Here is a 15,542-nt window from a genome sequence, read left to right as displayed (position 1 = left end):
ATGCTAAAAATGGGTGAAAAAGAGAAGCGAAAAAAACGCACAACCTTAATCGGCGCGACGGAAATGGCGGGACAGGGAGGAAAGAAGGAGCGGTTCCCGGAGGAACCGCTGTGATGAGACGTCAGGCAGCCGGACGAGCAATGATGCTACGAGTTTCCATGCGGACTTCAGCGATAGTGACATCGATAACATCGGTCACTTTGTAGACCACTTCTCCCTTGATCTGCACGGTGCCGTTTTCCTGGCTGCAGACCAGTTCGTCGCGCACGGCGTGAAGGAACGGGGCCGGAATAAAGGCGACCGCGCCATTGTCCACCAGACGCACGCGCATCCCGCCGCGGCTGATGTCGATGATCTCCGCCGCAAAGCGGGTATCGGTGCCGGCTTTATCGTTGAGGAAACGGGCATACAGCCAGTCGGCGACATCGCGTTCGGCCATGCGGTTGAGACGACGGCGCTCCGCCATCTGCACGGTGGCTTCATCCTGCGGGCGCGCAATGGTTTCGCCTTTGATGATGGCCTTAAGCAGACGGTGGTTGATCATGTCGCCATACTTACGGATCGGCGAGGTCCAGGTGGCGTAGGCCTCAAGACCGAGACCAAAGTGCGGGCCCGGCTCGGTGCTGATTTCAGCAAACGACTGGAAACGACGTATGCGGCTGTCGAGGAAACCGGTCGGCTGGGCGTCCAGTTCGCGGCGCAGCTTGCAGAAACCTTCCAGGGTGAGCACTTCCGTCGGATCAACGTGTACGTCGTGGGTCTTCAGCAGGGCAGCCAGCTGTTCGGTATTCGCCGGGTCGAAGCCGGTGTGGACGTTATAAACGCCGAAGCCGAGCTTGTCGCGCAGAACGCGGGCGGCACAGATGTTGGCGGCGATCATCGACTCTTCGACAATACGGTTGGCAATACGACGCGGTTCCGCGACGATGTCCAGCACTTCGCCTTTTTCGCCGAGGACGAAACGGTAATCCGGGCGGTCTTTAAACACCAGCGCGTGGGTCTGACGCCATTCGCTGCGACGCTGACACACGTCCTTCAGCAGCGTAATTTGCTGCGCGATCGCCTCGCTGCCCGGCTGCCAGCTGCCGCGGCCTTCCAGCCAGTCAGAGACGTCGTCATAGGCCAGCTTGGCTTTCGATTCGATGGTGGCGGCAAAGAACTCGATGTTGTCTTCAATGGTGCCATCGGCCGCCAGGGTCATCCGACAGGCCAGCACCGGGCGCACTTCATCGGCACGCAGGGAACACAGGTCGTCTGACAGTTCGCGCGGCAGCATCGGGATGTTGAAGCCCGGCAGATAGTTGGTAAAGGCGCGTACTTTTGCGGCGTTGTCCAGCTTGCTGCCTTCGGCAATCCATGCGGTCGGGTCAGCGATCGCCACCGTCAGCAACAGTTTGCCGTCGGCGCCAGATTCGACATACAGCGCATCGTCCATATCTTCGGTGCTGGCGCTGTCAATGGTGACGAAGTCGAGGGCGGTCAAATCGCGGCGTGTCAGCCCTTCGTCAAGCATCTCGGTGGCGACGCCGTCCGGTGCCTCTTTTTCCAGATTATGGCGCGCCAGCGTCACCCACCACGGGACAAAGTGGTCGTCGCTGAAGGTGATGAACTGGGTCAGCTCCGCGTAAAATCCGCGGTCGCCTTTTAACGGATGACGGCGCATTTCAGCGACGGCCCAGTCACCCTGTTTGAAATCATGCTCAACGCCACGGGCGGCGCGGCAGGGAATGGCGTCTTTCAGCAGCGGATGGTCAGGAACGATAGCGAGGCGATCGTCTTTTTTCTGGATTTTACCGACGAAACGGGTCAGGAAAGGCTCAACCAGCGATTCCGGCTCGGCGCTTTCGCGTTCTTTTTCAGAATGGATCACCGCGACGATACGGTCGCCATGCATCACTTTTTTCATCTGCGGCGGCGGAATGAAGTAGCTCTTCTGAGCGTCCACTTCGAGGAAGCCAAAGCCCTTTTCCGTGCCCTTAACGACCCCTTCCGCGCGCGGCGTCTGGGAATGCAGTTGCTGTTTAAGCTGCGCTAGCAGCGGGTTATCCTGAAACATAATTAGGTATTTTCGTGGCTAAAAGAGCGGCTGACATTTTTACGCGATTATGCCTGTCGCAGCAAGCGCTGTTTCAGCAATTTACGTCTGCTGACGCACATTGCCGAGGGCGATTTTCAGACGATTCATCCAGCCGCACAGCCCGCTCCAGGTTAACAGATCGATCGCTTGTTCCGCTGAGAGTCCATATTCGCCGAGGGGTGTTAACTGGGCGGCGCTAAACCGGTCCGGGGAGCGGGTTAACAACTGTACCGCGGTAACGAGCGCGCGCGACTGAGGATGCTGCCCAAGCCAGCGATGGAGAGCCTGATCGCCCTCCCGTAAATGGCTGACGAACGCTTCTTCACCGTGCCCGTGGGGGAGCCAGGCGTCAAAACAGGTTGCGCTGCCATTGGTGCGCGCGGTGAGTAAGGCGACCTGCCGGCCAAAGGTATCGTTGCCGCTGAGCTGGCGTAACAGCGTCTCCAGCGGCGCCATCAACTGCGGGTCGCAGGCCAGCAGCGGAGCCAGCGGGCCCAGGCCGGGCAGCGACTGCCAGCTGGCGATGCGCCGCTGGCGCTCGTCATCGGCATACTGCAGATCGGGATCTTCTATGTCGGTTTGCCACTCTCCCGGCGGGATGGCGAACAGGCCGGCGGGCGCCTCCTCTTGCTGCGGCATGCCGGGGATCCAGCGCACCGGGAAGCCCTGCGCCGCCTGCAGCACGGCAATCGCCCGCGCCTGGAAGCCGACGAAACCGATAATCTGGTTGATCAGGATAATATCCCGGCTGGTCAGGCCCACTTCGTCCAGCTGGCTGCGGGAAAGGGCGTTAATGACGGAGGGTGAACCGGCGAGCTGACGAGCGTATTGGGTGATCTGCGCCAGACGACGGTTGCTCTCGCGCGAAGAGTCGGGCCCCGGCAGGGGCGCCAGGCGGGCGGCATAGTGGTTACACAGCCGCTGGACGCCGTAGACCTGGGCGACGGTCAGCGCAGTGCTCAGGCGATCGTAGGCGGTAAAGGTTTGCAGGCGGCTTACCGCCACCTGGTCGGGAAACAGCCGCTCGGCGAGCTGGCGCGCGGGGCGTAGCCAGCCTGTGTGAGCGTGTAGCCAGGCGTCCGGCAGCGTCAGGTCCAGCAAAAAGCGGTCTTCAACATGGGCGGCTTCAGGGACGAGCGGCAGGACATCCACCGGGCAGATTGTTGACTGGGTTTCGTGATACCAGTGGTTTTTGCCATTCACGCGGCGTGGCTCCATGGGCTTTCCTTGTTCGGTATGTGGCGAACCGCCGTTCCGCGGATCGTTTATGCAGAACTATCCTGGCGTAACCCGGAAGCAGGAGAAAATATTGATACGTGCTAACAAATAGCCGATTGGAATAACAGGGGGAGCGCAAGGCCTGGGAAGGGAAAACCCTCCTCACCGGGGCGAGGAGGGGAAGGAGCTTATTTCAGTTCCAGCTCGTTCATAGCGGCGATGCTGAACCCGCCATCAACGTGAACGACTTCACCGGAGATACCCGCAGACAGGTTGGAGCACAGGAAGGCTGCGCTGTTACCCACGTCTTCAATGGTGACGGTGCGACGGATCGGGGTGACCGCTTCGCAGTGCGCCAGCATTTTACGGAAATCTTTGATACCGGACGCGGCCAGGGTACGGATCGGACCGGCGGAGATAGCGTTGACGCGAACGCCTTCCGGACCCATCGCGTTCGCCATATAGCGCACGTTCGCTTCCAGAGAGGCTTTCGCCAGACCCATCACGTTGTAGTTCGGGATCGCGCGCTCGGCGCCCAGGTAGGAGAGCGTCAGCAGAGCAGAATCCGGGTTCAGCATCGTGCGGCAGGCTTTAGCCATCGCCACGAAGCTGTAGGCGCTGATGTCGTGCGCGATTTTGAAACCTTCGCGGGTGACCGCGTTGACGTAGTCGCCGTCTAACTGGTCAGCCGGGGCATAACCGATAGAGTGGACGAAACCATCGAATTTTGGCCAGACTTTTTCCAGCTCGGTGAACAGCGCGGTGATGCTCTCATCTTCAGCAACGTCGCACGGCAGCACAATGTCAGAACCCAGCGCGGCAGCAAACTCTTCAACGCGACCTTTCAGTTTTTCATTCTGATAGGTGAATGCCAGTTCCGCGCCTTCGCGGTGCATTGCCTGCGCAATACCGTAGGCGATGGACAGTTTGCTGGCGACGCCAGTGATCAAAATGCGCTTACCGGAAAGAAAACCCATAGCTTTAATCCTTATCGTTATTGCTTATTTTTACTTTAACAATCATAACGTTAACATTGTTATTTCAAAATAACTCAAATTTAGCCGGGAATTATATCCCACTGACGACCCCTTGTGTCACGATATTTTTCAGCCGGCCCGCGCCGCGCGGGGTAAAAGCCGATCGCGATGGCTCAAGTATACCATTTTTCTCTGCTGACTATTTGAGCGCAATCGCCGCCAGCAGCAGACGCCCATCGGCGCTGAGAGGCCGCAACTCGCCCGGAGCGTCGCCGTGCCAGCAGAGCCCGCTGCCGACGGCGCAGCGCCGTCCGGCCAGATCCCACTCACCCTGCAGCACATAAGCAACCCCGTCAGTGGCCGGTCGCTGCCGGTCGCTCACCACTTCAACCTGCGCGAGGGCTCGCCCGCGCTGGGTCATGACATTGAAGTCCAGTCCAGGCTCAACGATCCCGACGCTGGACAGCGCCCATTCGCCGGGAAACGCCCACGGCTGCCAGCGCGCCAGCGGATGGTCGATCTCCTCCCCGCGCAGCCGTAGCGGTTGCCCCGCCAGCAGGACGATCGTCCGGTCGACGCCGGGAAAAGGGGAGAATGGGCCATCGGCCTGCAGGGTGGCAATGCTCGCGCGCCAGAGAAAAGGCGCATCTACGGAAGGAACGGCGATAATTTCCCGGGTGGCGCCAGCGCCGTTCTTCCATGGCGTGACGGGCAAGGTAGCGTAATCAAAATAGGTGATCATAGTTTGCTCGGCGGAAGTCGGAAGTGGATAGTATTTGTTACACACTTGTCTCAATGTTCTTACAAATTATTTACAACGGGGCTCACAAATCCATCATTGAGCGCGTGTGCGGGTTTGTCAATGCTTGTATATACATGAGCAGTCATCTGCGAATTATTTTATCGCCTTGACCAGAGCCATCATGACAAAACGCGATCGGGAGAATGAAAATGCAACAGCGTATTACTTTCCGCCAGGCCTGCCTGGTCACCCTGTTTTCGGGGCTACTGCTGTCTGGTGGCTCAACATACGCTAAAGAGTGGAAATCGATCACCATCGCTACGGAAGGCGGCTATGAACCCTGGAATCTAACCCTTCCCGGAGGGAAACTCAGCGGTTTCGAGCCCGAGCTTATGGCGAATTTATGCCAGCGGATGCAGATCGAATGCAAACTGGTGGTGCAGAACTGGGATGGCATGATTGCCGGACTTAACGCCGGAAAATATGACGTGATCATGGATGCTATCGTCGTCACCCCAGAGCGCTCGAAGGTCGTGGCGTTTACCCAGGCATACGCAGCCACGCCGGCCTCTTTCATTGCGGTAAAAGGGTCGCTGCTACCGCCTTCGCCAGCGGTCAAGCTTCATGATAATGAGAAAGAGATTCAGGCGGCGATTGCGCCGCTGCGCGCGGCGTTGAAAGGGAAAACCATCGGCATCGCGTCCGGCACCGTGTACACGCCGTTTATTGATAAGTATTTCAAGGATATCGCTGACGTCCGGGAATATAACAACTCAGCGGATGCGATCCTCGACCTGCAGGCTGAGCGCATCGACGCGGTGTTTGATGATATTACCTTTGCCAACACCACCCTGTCTCGCCCGGAGAATAGCAATCTGGCATTGAGCGGTCCGCTGATGAGCGGCCCAATCTGGGGAGGCGGTGAGGCGATGGGCGTGCGCCTCGCCGATACCGAACTCAAAGCGAAACTGGATAGCGCCATTCAGGCGGCGCTGGCCGATGGGACGGTAAAAAAACTGAGTGAGAAATGGTTTAAAAGCGACGTGACTCCCTGAGCGAGGCAACCATGTTAAATCTTCTGAGTTTGGGTGAAAACGGGTGGGGGACGCTGATCCTCAGCGCAACGCTGACTACGTTGCTGCTGTCGCTCGCGGCGCTGGCCGTCGGTTCGGGGGTGGGCGGCGTTATCGCCGCCGCGAAGCTGTCCCGCCACGCGCCAGCGCGCTGGTTCGGCGCCGCCTGGTCGGTGGTATTCCGCGGTATCCCTGAATTACTGGTGATCTATCTGTTTTATTTTGGCGGCTCAGGGATGATTTCATGGCTGGGGCGTCTGTTTGGCGCAGACGGCTTTATTGAGGTTCCGCCATTTCTGATTGGCGCCCTGGCGATTGGCTTGATCTCCTCCTCGTATCAGGCGGAAGTCTACCGTGCTGCTCGTCTGGCGCTGATGCCCGGTGAAGTGGAGGCGGCTTCCGCCATTGGCATGCCGCGCTGGCGGATCCTGCAGCGCATCCTGTTGCCGCAGATTGTCCGTTATTCGCTGCCGGGTTTGTCCAACGTCTGGCAAATGAGCCTCAAAGACTCGGCGCTGGTATCGGTGACCGGGATGGTTGAACTGATGCGCGCCAGCCAGATTGCCGCTGGCTCTACCCGCGATTATTTCCTGTTCTATCTCATCGGCGGCGGCTGCTATTTGATCCTGACGCTGCTCTCTAACCGCGCGTTTACCCGGGCGGAGAGCCGTCTGAACCGCGCCTGGCTGCGTCGCAGCGCCGCGCAGGCGTAAGGAGCCCATATGATTATCGATTTTGCCTTTCTCGGTGAGACGTTGTTGAAGCTCGGCGCGGCGCTGCCGGTGACGCTGGGGCTCTTTATCTGCTCTTTTTTGCTCGGCGGCGTGTTGGCTCTTGGCGTTCTGGCGCTGCGAATGAGCCGCTGGCCGCTGGCAAGCGGTTTCGCCAAAGGCTATATCCTGATCTTTCGCGGTTCGCCATTGCTGATCCAGTTGTTTCTCATTTATTACGGGCTGGGTCAGTTTGGGGTGATCCGCCACAGTTTCCTGTGGCCGCTGCTGCGCGAACCCTTTATCTGCGCCGTTCTGGCGCTGGCGCTCTGTACGGCGGCCTATACCGCGGAAATTCTGCGCGGCGGGTTGCTGGCGATACCGCCGGGCCAGATTGAAGCCGGCCAGGCTTGCGGTATGTCGCGCTGGCTGCTGCTGCGGCGGATCATTGCCCCGGTGATGCTGCGCTATGCGCTGCCAGCCTACTCCACGGAGGCCATTTTATTGGTCAAGTCGACGGCGCTGGCAAGCCTGGTGACCGTCTGGGACGTCACGGGGGTGGCCCAACAGATTATTCAGCGTACCTACCGGACGATGGAGGTATTCCTCTGCGCGGCGGCCATCTACCTGCTGCTCAATTTCATCATTGTGCAGCTGTACGCCCTGCTTGAACGGCGTTTAACCCCGCATACCCGGCAAAATCCGGCGACCGTGTCGCTCAAGCCGATAACCAAAGGAGAGTAAGATGCTCGATTCACGTCCGGTGACCTTATCGGTCAGCGATATTCATAAGTCCTTTGGCTCCCTGGATGTCCTGAAGGGGATCACCATCCAGGCGCAGCAGGGCGATGTCATTTCGATCCTCGGCGCCAGCGGATCCGGTAAAAGTACGCTGCTGCGCTGCATTAACCTGCTGGAAACGCCCGATGCCGGAGTGGTCAGCGTCGGCGGCGAGACGATTGAAATGAAGCATCATGCCCGTGGGCATCGGCTGGCGGCGAACCCCCGGCAGATAGAGCGCCTACGCTCGCGGCTGGGGATGGTTTTCCAAAGTTTTAACCTCTGGTCGCATATGACGGTTCTGCAGAATGTCATTGAGGGGCCGCATTATGTGCTTAAACGGGACAAACGAACCTGCATTGAACAGGCTGAGCAGTTGCTGGAGCGAGTGGGGATGTTGAACCGAAAGGATTTCTATCCTGCGCAGCTCTCCGGCGGCCAGCAGCAGCGCGTGGCGATAGCCCGCGCGCTGGCCATGGAGCCGGACGTCATGCTCTTTGATGAACCTACCTCAGCGCTGGATCCCGAACTGGTCGGCGAGGTGCTAAAGGTGATGCGCAGCCTGGCGGAGGAGGGACGGACGATGCTGGTGGTCACCCACGAGCTGGGATTCGCCCGCCATGTTTCCAACCGGGTGGTCTTTATGCACCAGGGGACGATTGACTGCGACGGTGCGCCAGAGGCGCTGTTTGGCAGCCAGGGGTCCGCGCGCTTCAAGCAATTTATCTCCAGCCACCAACAGCCAGGACAGGTCGTATGAAAATGATCCAGTGGGGCGATGCGCCGATACGCTGGCAGGAGGTGGCTTGCGTTGCGCGGGGCGAGGCGACCTTGAGCCTCAGCGACAGCGCCTGGTCGCGTATCGCGCAAGGGCGGGCGATTGTCCAGCATATCGTTAAAGCCGGTCAGGTAGCCTATGGGATCAACACCGGGCTGGGGGCGCTGTGCAATATTACGCTGCCGGAAGCGCAGCTACACCAGCTGTCGCGCAATACGTTGCTCAGCCACGCCTGCGGGGTGGGACCGTTGCTGGAGGTCGCCCCAACCCGGGCAATTATGTGCGCCGCGGTGGCCAATTTCAGCCACGGTAAATCCGGGATCTCCGCCGGGATAGTGCAGCAGCTGTTGGCGTTTTTGCAGCATGGCGTCACCCCTCAGGTGCCCTCCCAGGGGTCAGTTGGCTATTTAACGCATATGGCGCACATTGGCCTGGCCCTGATGGGGATTGGCGATGTGCTCTGGCAGGGGCGAACGTGGCCAGCGGCAGAGGTCCTGTCGCAGCTAGATCTGCAGCCCATCGCGCCGGGAGCGAAAGAGGGGCTGAGCCTGGTCAACGGTACGCCGTGCATGACCGGTCTGGCCTGTCTGGCTTTAGACGATGCCGAGCGCTTAATGAACTGGGCCGATGTAACCGGCGCGATGAGCTTTGAAGCGCTGCGCGGCCAGCTTGTGGCATTCGATGCCGAGATCCTGGCGCTGAAAGCCAGCCCCGGGATCCAGACCAGCGGCCAGCGGCTGCGTGAGCTGCTGGCGGACAGCCGTCTGCTGGCCGAAAGTGAAGGACTTCGCACCCAGGATGCGCTAAGCCTTCGCTCGATGCCTCAGGTGCATGGCGCCTGCCGCGATCAGTTTAGCCACGCGCAGACGCAGATAAATATCGAACTCAACGCCTGTACTGATAATCCGCTGATCCTGGGAACCGTTGAGCAGTGGCGGGTGGTCTCCCAGGCGCATCCGCACGGCGAATCGGTGGCGATGGCCTGCGATTTGCTGGCCATTGCCATGGCTGAGCTGGGCGCCATCGCTGAACGACGCCTTGACCGGCTGGTGAATCCTCTGGTGAGCGGGTTGCCGGCGTTCCTGGTCGCCCGACCGGGCGTGAATTCAGGCATGATGATTGCCCAGTACGTCGCCGCGTCGTTGTGCGCGGAAAACAAGCAGCTGGCGCAGCCGGCGGTGCTGGATAATTTTGTTACCTCGGGTCTGCAGGAGGATCATTTAAGCCTGGGCACCGGCGCAGCGCTGAAACTGCAGCGCCTGCTGGGCAACCTCTATCAGATCCTGGGCATCGAATATTTACTCGCCGCCCAGGGGCTCGATTTTCACGAACCGCAGAAGCTGGCGGCGGGCACGCGCCGGGCGCGAGACCTGCTGCGCGAAAGCGTGCCTGGCTGGGAGGACGATCGCTGGCTGGCGCCGGACATCGCCAGCGCGGTGGCCATCCTTAAGCGAACCGCTGGCCACGCGCCGGCGTGAGGTCAGCGGGCGAGGTGAATGAGACGGCGCTATTTGCCGTCTTTGCGCCAGGCGTCGGCGGTGAGAGCCTCACCGAAGTGGCCGGCGATCAGGCGTCGTGTCAGGTCGTGCAGCGGTGAGGCCAGCACATCGGCGGTGCTGCCGCGCTCAACCACTTCCCCGTTATGCATCACCAGCACCTGATCGCTGATGTGCTTCATCATTCCCAGGTGCTGGGTGACATAGATGTAAGAGATGCCCTGTTTCTCCTGCAGCTCCAGCATCAGGTTGATGAGCTGGGAACGCATCGACATATCCAGCGAGGCCAGCGCCTCATCGCAGACGATGACCTTCGGGCGCAGGATCAGCGCCCGGGCGAGGCCAAGACGCTGCTTCTGACCCGGGGCCAGCATATGGGGATAGTAGCTGACGTGGTCCGGCAGCAGGCCGACCATGCGCAGGGTGTCGATGATCTGTTTCTGCCGCGCTTCGGCGTCAAGGTCGGTATTCAGCCGCAGCGGAAAATCGAGGATCTGCGAGATGCGCTGGCGCGGGTTTAGCGACGTCGACGGATCCTGAAAGATCATGCGAATCTTCTGGCTGCGGTAGGAGTAATCCCCGAAGGTCAGCGGATGGTCATCGATCAGCACCTCGCCGCTGGTGGGCTCCACCATGCCCGCCAGCATCTTCGCGAGGGTGGATTTTCCGGAGCCATTCTCGCCGATAATCGCCAGCGTCTGCCGTTCGCGCAGGGTAAAGCTCAGCGGCTTAACCGCCTCCACCGTCTGGCGGTGAAACCAGCCGGTGCGATAGCGAAAGGTCTTACTGAGTTGGCGCACTTCCAGCAATGTTTCGACCATTTCACTCTTTCTCCATGTTCAGCGGGAAATGACAGGCGTACAGGTGATTGCGCGCCCCGGTAAGACGCGGGGTTTCAATACACTCGCGCTGGGCGTACGGGCAGCGCGGCCCCAGCCGACAGCCGATGGGCAGCTGCTCCAGCAGCGGTATCGCCCCCGGCAGGGTGTTGAGACGGCTTTTATGCGGCATGGCGCTGCCAAAATCCGGGATCGCGCGGATTAACGCCTGGGTGTAGGGGTGATGCGGCAGGGTGATCAGCTCTTCGCTGGGCCCGCTCTCCACCGTCTGCCCGCAGTACATGACGTTGATTTTATCCGCCCATTTGCTGAGCATCTGCAGATCGTGGCTGATCAGCAAAATGGTGGTGTTGTTGTTCTGGTTGAGCCGCGTCAGCAGGCGGATAATCTGCGCCTGCGTCGTGGGCTCCATAGCGTTAGTCGGTTCATCGGCGATCAGCAGGCGCGGCTGGTTGGCCAGGGCGATGGCAATCATCACCTTCTGGCACTCGCCTTCGGTCAGCTGATAGGGGAAGCTGCGCATGGCGTCTTTGTGATCTTTAATCCCGACGCGGTGCAACAGCTCGATGGCCCGACGTTTACGCCAGCCCAGCCGCTGCCACCAGCGGCCCTTGTAGGTCCAGCCAGGGATACTCTGGATCAGCTGCTGGCCGATGCGCTCAGAGGGGTCGAGGCACGACTGGGGCTCCTGGAATATCATCGACACGTTGTGGCCGATCAGTTTCCGGCGCTCGCGGTTCGACAGCCGCAGCAGATCGATGTCGTCGAAACGCATGCGGTCGGCCGTGACCCGCCAGTTGTCTTTTGTCACGCCGCAGATAGCTTTGGCGATCAGGCTCTTCCCGGAGCCGGATTCCCCCACCAGGCCACGGATTTCGCCTTCGGTCAGGGTCAGGCTGACGCGGTCGACGGCTTTTACCCAGCCTTCGTTGGTTTTAAATTCGATGGTTAAGTGACGAATATCGAGTAACGGCATTATTCTACCCCGGCAATGATCGCCCGGCGAATACCGTCGCCCAGCAGGTTGACCAGCAGTACGCTGAGCATAATCGCGGCCCCGGGCAGCATCACGGTCCACGGCGCAACATAGATAAGCTCCAGCGCATCGCCCAGCATCGCTCCCCATTCCGGCGAAGGCAGCTGAGCGCCGAGGTCAAGAAAGCCCAGCGCGGCGATATCCAGAATAGCCATCGACAGGGCGCGGGTGATCTCGGTCACCAGGCCGGAGGCGATATTGGGCAGGATGGCGAACAGCAGAATATTCAGCGTCGACGCGCCGTCGAGGCGGGCGGCGATAATGTACTCTTTCTCCAGCTCATCGTGGACCATGCTGTAGACGGAGCGCACCATGCGCGGCAGCAGCGCCAGCCAGACGGCAAACATCGCATGGCTGAGGTGCGGCCCGGCAAAGGCGACGACGATGATCGCCAGCAGCAGCGAGGGGATGGAGAGCAGGGTATCGAGGATATGGTTCATCACCGCCGAGCGCAGGCCGTGGGTCGATCCGGCAATGACGCCCAGCACCAGGCCAAACAGCGTGGCGCCGAGGGTGACGACAAAAGCGCCGCCGACGGTCGGCGCCGCGCCGCTCAGCAGTCGGCTGAGCACATCGCGCCCCAGGTCATCGGTTCCGAGGAAGAAAGAGACTTCCCCATAGCGCGACCACGATGGCGGCAGCAGCTGGTAGCCGAGGAACTGCTGGTCGATGCCGTAGGGGGCGAACCAGCCGCCGAAGACGCAAAGCAGCAGCAGCCCCGCGCAGCCGTACAGGCCGATCATCGCCGTGGTGTCGCCATAGAATTTACGCCATACGGTGCGCAGCGCGCCGGGCGGACGCTTTTCCAGATAAACGCTATCGTAGGGCATATGAATCCGTTTTAAGTTTGTTAGTCATGCTTTAAGTCTTTTCAAAAATCCCGCTAATAACAACATCTTGCCAGCATAGAGTGCTTTAATTTTGTGTGTTCTGCATTGATTTGAAGGTTATCAATTTAAGTAAAATGTGTACACTGATGTGTATATCGTCTTCCGGAGTGTACACATTGCTTACCGACACAAAATTAAGAAAAGCTCTTGGCAAAAAGAGAGACCAGATCGAGGTCATTTCGGACGCTCATGGTCTGAATGTCCGGTTGTCTACTTCCGGCAGTATAACATTCTTTTACCGCTACAGATGGAACGGGAAAGCCGCTCAGCTAACGATTGGCGATTATCCAACCACCTCCTTATCTCAAGCTCGCGAACGTAGACAGCAGTTCAGGGCCTGGTTGACAGAAGGACTCGATCCGAGACGGCAAACAGTTCTGGAGAAACAGAAAAAAGTCGAAGCACTCACCGTTAAAGAGGCTTTCGATTACTGGGAAAAGTATTACTGCATCCCTGAAGGTCTTGTGAAAATCAAGGTTAACCGGCGGGACTTCAATAACCATATAGCGCCTGTGCTGGGGGACATGATTGTTGATCAGACCACTAAAGCGCACTGGCTTAACCTTTTTGATGGCATGGGGCGAAGAGTTGTCACTGGTCAGATGCTGGGGCTGATGCAGCGTACGTTCCGTTTCTGCTCCAATCGAGGGGTAATTAATGTGAACCCAATTGAGAGCCTTAGGCGCTCTGACGTAGGTCTCACAGCATCCGTAAAAGATCGCAGATTGAGTGATGAGGAAATCAAAACAGTTTGGAACATCCTTCCTGAATTGAAGTACAGACAACAGCTGATAATGAAGTTTCTCATCATGACTGGCTGCCGGAGTACAGAGATCAGAACAGCAAGATGGGAGTGGTTCGATTTCCATGAGCAAACGTGGACCATTCCGGCAAGCGATTATAAAACCGGGAAATCGGTCAGGAGGGCACTTCCCGAGGCAGTAGTAAGAATGATGTTAGCAGAGAAGGAAACGTCAGTTTCAAAACACGTTGTGACACTGTCACGTTACAGGGGGCCAGAAGATGACAGACCTCCACTACAACCAAACGTCGCTCTGTTTTCTGCTCAGATTATAGCTAAAACAGGCATGAAACCCTGGTCTCTCCATGACCTCAGGCGAACAGTGGCGACACGCCTTTCTGAATTAGGTGCGCCGCCACATGTTGTGGAAAAACTGCTTGGCCATCATATGGCAGGTGTCATGGCACGTTATAACCTGCATGATTATCTGGATGATCAGCGTCACTGGCTTGCTGTTTGGCAGGATCATCTTGAGAAGCTGGTTGGTCAGTCTCTGGTTTGATCCCCACGTTATCTTCCCAGGCCAGCAAGTCTGAAAGTCTCCACCTTTTAGGGCTGCCATTTATTTTAGGCTGCGGGAATGGCTGAGCAAAGTAAGAGGGCATCCGGGATGGGGTGCTCCAGAAATAGAGTGTGCTGCGCGATATTTTGTATCTGGACAGAACGTCATCGGTTATCAAAATTTCATCTGATTTATGAGATGTATTAGTCATAAAAACCCCTTAGTTACATTGTCCAGGCAGATGGTGTAGCCGGCGTGCGCAGCTCATGGCTGTGGCCACATAGCTACTTTTTCTGTTAACAACTTCTACAGTGATCTTTGAGCCTTGAACCACCACCGTATAAGTTCTCTTCGTTTTCTGTCGCCCGTAAGCTCCATAAAGCTCAACGTGTTTTGCCAGCGCGGCATCGCACGCCTGGCGGCCCAGAGGGGAGTGTCTGCTTCGGTTAATCAATCGCATATACATTCCTTTATCGGGAGAGTTTCCTCTCCCGATCTGGTTAGCCCACGTATTCCGGTTTCATGTCGTCCAGGGTGATGCGGAACTTGTCATACAGTTCATCACCGAGGTGGCGGCGCGATGAGGTCAAGGTGCTTTCTGCCTTCGCGAATAATGCTTCTGCTTCCGGATCCCCCGGGTTAGGGAGTGAATTTATGGCGGCCTCAACTTTGTTCTTCGCATCAACAAGGTAGTAGCGTTTCACCGCCTTACTCTTCAGTTCGGTATACAAAGCAGTACCCAGCAGAGCTTTCTGTGATTCGATGTCTGCACGAATGGCTTTGGCCTGGTCCACTGAGTCAGCTGTATCAATCCGGTCTCGGAGTTCGTCAGCAACAGAGTCGACGTTAGATGCAGGCTCTTGCGCGCTGGTGGTCGTTTCAACATCAGAGGTGATTTCCTTCATACTCATGCGTTGAACAGGCTCTGGATTGATAACTTTCTCTTCGCGATAGGCAAGATCATCAGCATCCTGAAAACCCATGATTGCGGCAGGGCAGTAGATACGAGACCAGTATTTTGTCGCGAGATAAGCAATCTGCTGCTTAGGATTAGTTGCCCAAAGTGGCGAGTTTCGAATTACCACGCTTGAAAGATAAACGGGTTCACACCAAGTAATCTCAGTTTCACCTTTAATTACCGCCCCAGCCCGCACATACAAGCCTTCTTCATCTTCATCACTCCAGGCTCGTATACGTTCTGTCTTTTCGTAATTGCCGTTTCTTCCGGATTTTGTAGTTGTAACTTCTTTCGAGCGGGTGCATTTAGACCAGTCACCCTCGTATTCATAATGAAAACGCCCGCGGATGGCTCCCGTACTGCTGAGGATTGCGCTGATGAGCTGGGCTTCGTACCCGATTTTTCCACCTACAAAGAACGTTTTTTGTGCGACAGCGTAAGGGTTCATTCCCCATTGCATTGACTGCATAACGATTGCCATGCAGTCGGCAGGTTTGCCTGCGAGATGAACCGGGATCGCAATGCTGGCCGCAGACATTAGTTCTGCAAACGCCGTTAACTGGCTCAGTGCCCGAACGTTAAAAATGGAGTTGTTTGCAGATATATTGTTTGGCACTTGCTGTTCAGATGTGATGATGTTTGTGTTTTCCATAGTCATATCCCC

15 protein-coding genes are annotated in these 15,542 nt (G+C 57.8%); 6 read left to right on the top strand and 9 right to left on the bottom strand.

Features of this window, described 5'->3' with window-relative positions; translation table 11 throughout:
- Window positions 1-121: 121 nt before the first annotated feature.
- The 4 genes from ABLV04_RS22895 to ABLV04_RS22880 all read right to left on the bottom strand — a co-directional run bounded on the left by ABLV04_RS22895 (window position 122) and on the right by ABLV04_RS22880 (window position 5,014).
- Window positions 122-2,056 (bottom strand): exoribonuclease II, encoded by a 1,935-nt coding sequence (locus tag ABLV04_RS22895; protein ID WP_065805819.1) that lies wholly within the window; start codon window positions 2,054-2,056, stop codon window positions 122-124.
- 81 nt (window positions 2,057-2,137) lie between these two features.
- The gene (locus tag ABLV04_RS22890; RefSeq protein WP_117136836.1) at window positions 2,138-3,295 is read right to left on the bottom strand and encodes a carboxymuconolactone decarboxylase family protein; all 1,158 of its coding nucleotides are present in this window, start codon (window positions 3,293-3,295) and stop codon (window positions 2,138-2,140) included.
- A gap of 188 nt (window positions 3,296-3,483) precedes the next feature.
- Window positions 3,484-4,272 carry an enoyl-ACP reductase FabI gene (gene fabI, locus ABLV04_RS22885; RefSeq protein ID WP_023289343.1) on the bottom strand — a complete coding sequence of 263 codons (789 nt, stop codon included), beginning with the start codon at window positions 4,270-4,272 and terminating at the stop codon, window positions 3,484-3,486.
- A 199-nt stretch (window positions 4,273-4,471) separates the two neighbouring features.
- Window positions 4,472-5,014 carry a HutD family protein gene (locus ABLV04_RS22880; protein ID WP_048297337.1) on the bottom strand — a complete coding sequence of 181 codons (543 nt, stop codon included), beginning with the start codon at window positions 5,012-5,014 and terminating at the stop codon, window positions 4,472-4,474.
- Window positions 5,015-5,223: 209 nt separating this feature from the next.
- Between ABLV04_RS22880 and ABLV04_RS22875 the strand changes: the two genes are divergently transcribed.
- Genes ABLV04_RS22875 through hutH form a run of 5 tightly spaced genes read left to right on the top strand, consistent with a single transcriptional unit; the run spans window position 5,224 to window position 9,833 of the window.
- The gene (locus tag ABLV04_RS22875) at window positions 5,224-6,069 is read left to right on the top strand and encodes a transporter substrate-binding domain-containing protein (protein WP_023289345.1); all 846 of its coding nucleotides are present in this window, start codon (window positions 5,224-5,226) and stop codon (window positions 6,067-6,069) included.
- A gap of 11 nt (window positions 6,070-6,080) precedes the next feature.
- Window positions 6,081-6,800 (top strand): ABC transporter permease subunit, encoded by a 720-nt coding sequence (locus ABLV04_RS22870; RefSeq protein ID WP_117128348.1) that lies wholly within the window; start codon window positions 6,081-6,083, stop codon window positions 6,798-6,800.
- 9 nt (window positions 6,801-6,809) lie between these two features.
- Complete coding sequence (locus tag ABLV04_RS22865; RefSeq protein ID WP_023289347.1) at window positions 6,810-7,541, top strand: ABC transporter permease subunit; 732 nt, start codon at window positions 6,810-6,812, stop codon at window positions 7,539-7,541.
- 1 nt (window position 7,542) lies between these two features.
- On the top strand, window positions 7,543-8,337 hold the full coding sequence (locus tag ABLV04_RS22860) for an ATP-binding cassette domain-containing protein (protein WP_017900863.1): 795 nt from the start codon (window positions 7,543-7,545) through the stop codon (window positions 8,335-8,337).
- Complete coding sequence (gene hutH / locus ABLV04_RS22855) at window positions 8,334-9,833, top strand: histidine ammonia-lyase (protein ID WP_048334801.1); 1,500 nt, start codon at window positions 8,334-8,336, stop codon at window positions 9,831-9,833. The genes ABLV04_RS22860 and hutH overlap by 4 nt, the downstream gene beginning before the upstream one ends.
- A 29-nt stretch (window positions 9,834-9,862) precedes the next feature.
- Here hutH and sapF read toward each other — a convergent pair whose 3' ends face one another.
- From sapF to sapC, 3 genes are read right to left on the bottom strand one after another with little or no spacing between them, the layout of a single operon-like run.
- On the bottom strand, window positions 9,863-10,672 hold the full coding sequence (gene sapF, locus ABLV04_RS22850) for a putrescine export ABC transporter ATP-binding protein SapF (protein WP_004203898.1): 810 nt from the start codon (window positions 10,670-10,672) through the stop codon (window positions 9,863-9,865).
- A gap of 1 nt (window position 10,673) precedes the next feature.
- On the bottom strand, window positions 10,674-11,666 hold the full coding sequence (gene sapD, locus ABLV04_RS22845; protein WP_023289349.1) for a putrescine export ABC transporter ATP-binding protein SapD: 993 nt from the start codon (window positions 11,664-11,666) through the stop codon (window positions 10,674-10,676).
- Window positions 11,666-12,556: a putrescine export ABC transporter permease SapC gene (gene sapC / locus ABLV04_RS22840; protein WP_004151901.1), complete on the bottom strand. Its 891-nt coding sequence runs from the start codon at window positions 12,554-12,556 to the stop codon at window positions 11,666-11,668. The genes sapD and sapC overlap by 1 nt, the downstream gene beginning before the upstream one ends.
- A 146-nt stretch (window positions 12,557-12,702) precedes the next feature.
- On the opposite strand from sapC, the gene ABLV04_RS22835 reads away from it, so the two are divergent.
- A complete protein-coding gene (locus ABLV04_RS22835; RefSeq protein ID WP_049153071.1) occupies window positions 12,703-13,920 on the top strand; it encodes a site-specific integrase in 1,218 nt (405 codons plus the stop codon).
- Window positions 13,921-14,140: 220 nt separating this feature from the next.
- Here ABLV04_RS22835 and ABLV04_RS22830 read toward each other — a convergent pair whose 3' ends face one another.
- Window positions 14,141-14,380, bottom strand: a complete 240-nt coding sequence (locus ABLV04_RS22830; protein WP_022631172.1) for a DUF4060 family protein — start codon at window positions 14,378-14,380, stop codon at window positions 14,141-14,143.
- A gap of 40 nt (window positions 14,381-14,420) precedes the next feature.
- Complete coding sequence (locus tag ABLV04_RS22825) at window positions 14,421-15,530, bottom strand: RecT family recombinase (RefSeq protein ID WP_348816227.1); 1,110 nt, start codon at window positions 15,528-15,530, stop codon at window positions 14,421-14,423.
- Window positions 15,531-15,542: the final 12 nt, after the last annotated feature.

The organism is Klebsiella sp. JN_Kp127 (genome assembly GCF_040062505.1).
GTDB classification, from domain to species: Bacteria; Pseudomonadota; Gammaproteobacteria; order Enterobacterales; family Enterobacteriaceae; genus Klebsiella; species Klebsiella quasipneumoniae.
Note: the sequence above shows the minus strand (reverse complement) of the source record. Positions and strands in the feature narration are given on the sequence as shown.

Coding starts and splice junctions, on each gene's coding strand:
- ABLV04_RS22875 (WP_023289345.1), top strand. CDS start 5,224: ATGCAACAGCGTATTACTTTCCGCCAGGCCTGCCTGGTCACCCTGTTT.
- ABLV04_RS22865 (WP_023289347.1), top strand. CDS start 6,810: ATGATTATCGATTTTGCCTTTCTCGGTGAGACGTTGTTGAAGCTCGGC.
- sapF (WP_004203898.1), bottom strand. CDS start 10,672: ATGGTCGAAACATTGCTGGAAGTGCGCCAACTCAGTAAGACCTTTCGC.
- ABLV04_RS22825 (WP_348816227.1), bottom strand. CDS start 15,530: ATGGAAAACACAAACATCATCACATCTGAACAGCAAGTGCCAAACAAT.
- ABLV04_RS22830 (WP_022631172.1), bottom strand. CDS start 14,380: ATGCGATTGATTAACCGAAGCAGACACTCCCCTCTGGGCCGCCAGGCG.
- ABLV04_RS22890 (WP_117136836.1), bottom strand. CDS start 3,295: ATGGAGCCACGCCGCGTGAATGGCAAAAACCACTGGTATCACGAAACC.
- ABLV04_RS22880 (WP_048297337.1), bottom strand. CDS start 5,014: ATGATCACCTATTTTGATTACGCTACCTTGCCCGTCACGCCATGGAAG.
- hutH (WP_048334801.1), top strand. CDS start 8,334: ATGAAAATGATCCAGTGGGGCGATGCGCCGATACGCTGGCAGGAGGTG.
- ABLV04_RS22870 (WP_117128348.1), top strand. CDS start 6,081: ATGTTAAATCTTCTGAGTTTGGGTGAAAACGGGTGGGGGACGCTGATC.
- sapD (WP_023289349.1), bottom strand. CDS start 11,666: ATGCCGTTACTCGATATTCGTCACTTAACCATCGAATTTAAAACCAAC.
- ABLV04_RS22860 (WP_017900863.1), top strand. CDS start 7,543: ATGCTCGATTCACGTCCGGTGACCTTATCGGTCAGCGATATTCATAAG.
- sapC (WP_004151901.1), bottom strand. CDS start 12,556: ATGCCCTACGATAGCGTTTATCTGGAAAAGCGTCCGCCCGGCGCGCTG.
- fabI (WP_023289343.1), bottom strand. CDS start 4,272: ATGGGTTTTCTTTCCGGTAAGCGCATTTTGATCACTGGCGTCGCCAGC.
- ABLV04_RS22895 (WP_065805819.1), bottom strand. CDS start 2,056: ATGTTTCAGGATAACCCGCTGCTAGCGCAGCTTAAACAGCAACTGCAT.
- ABLV04_RS22835 (WP_049153071.1), top strand. CDS start 12,703: ATGTGTATATCGTCTTCCGGAGTGTACACATTGCTTACCGACACAAAA.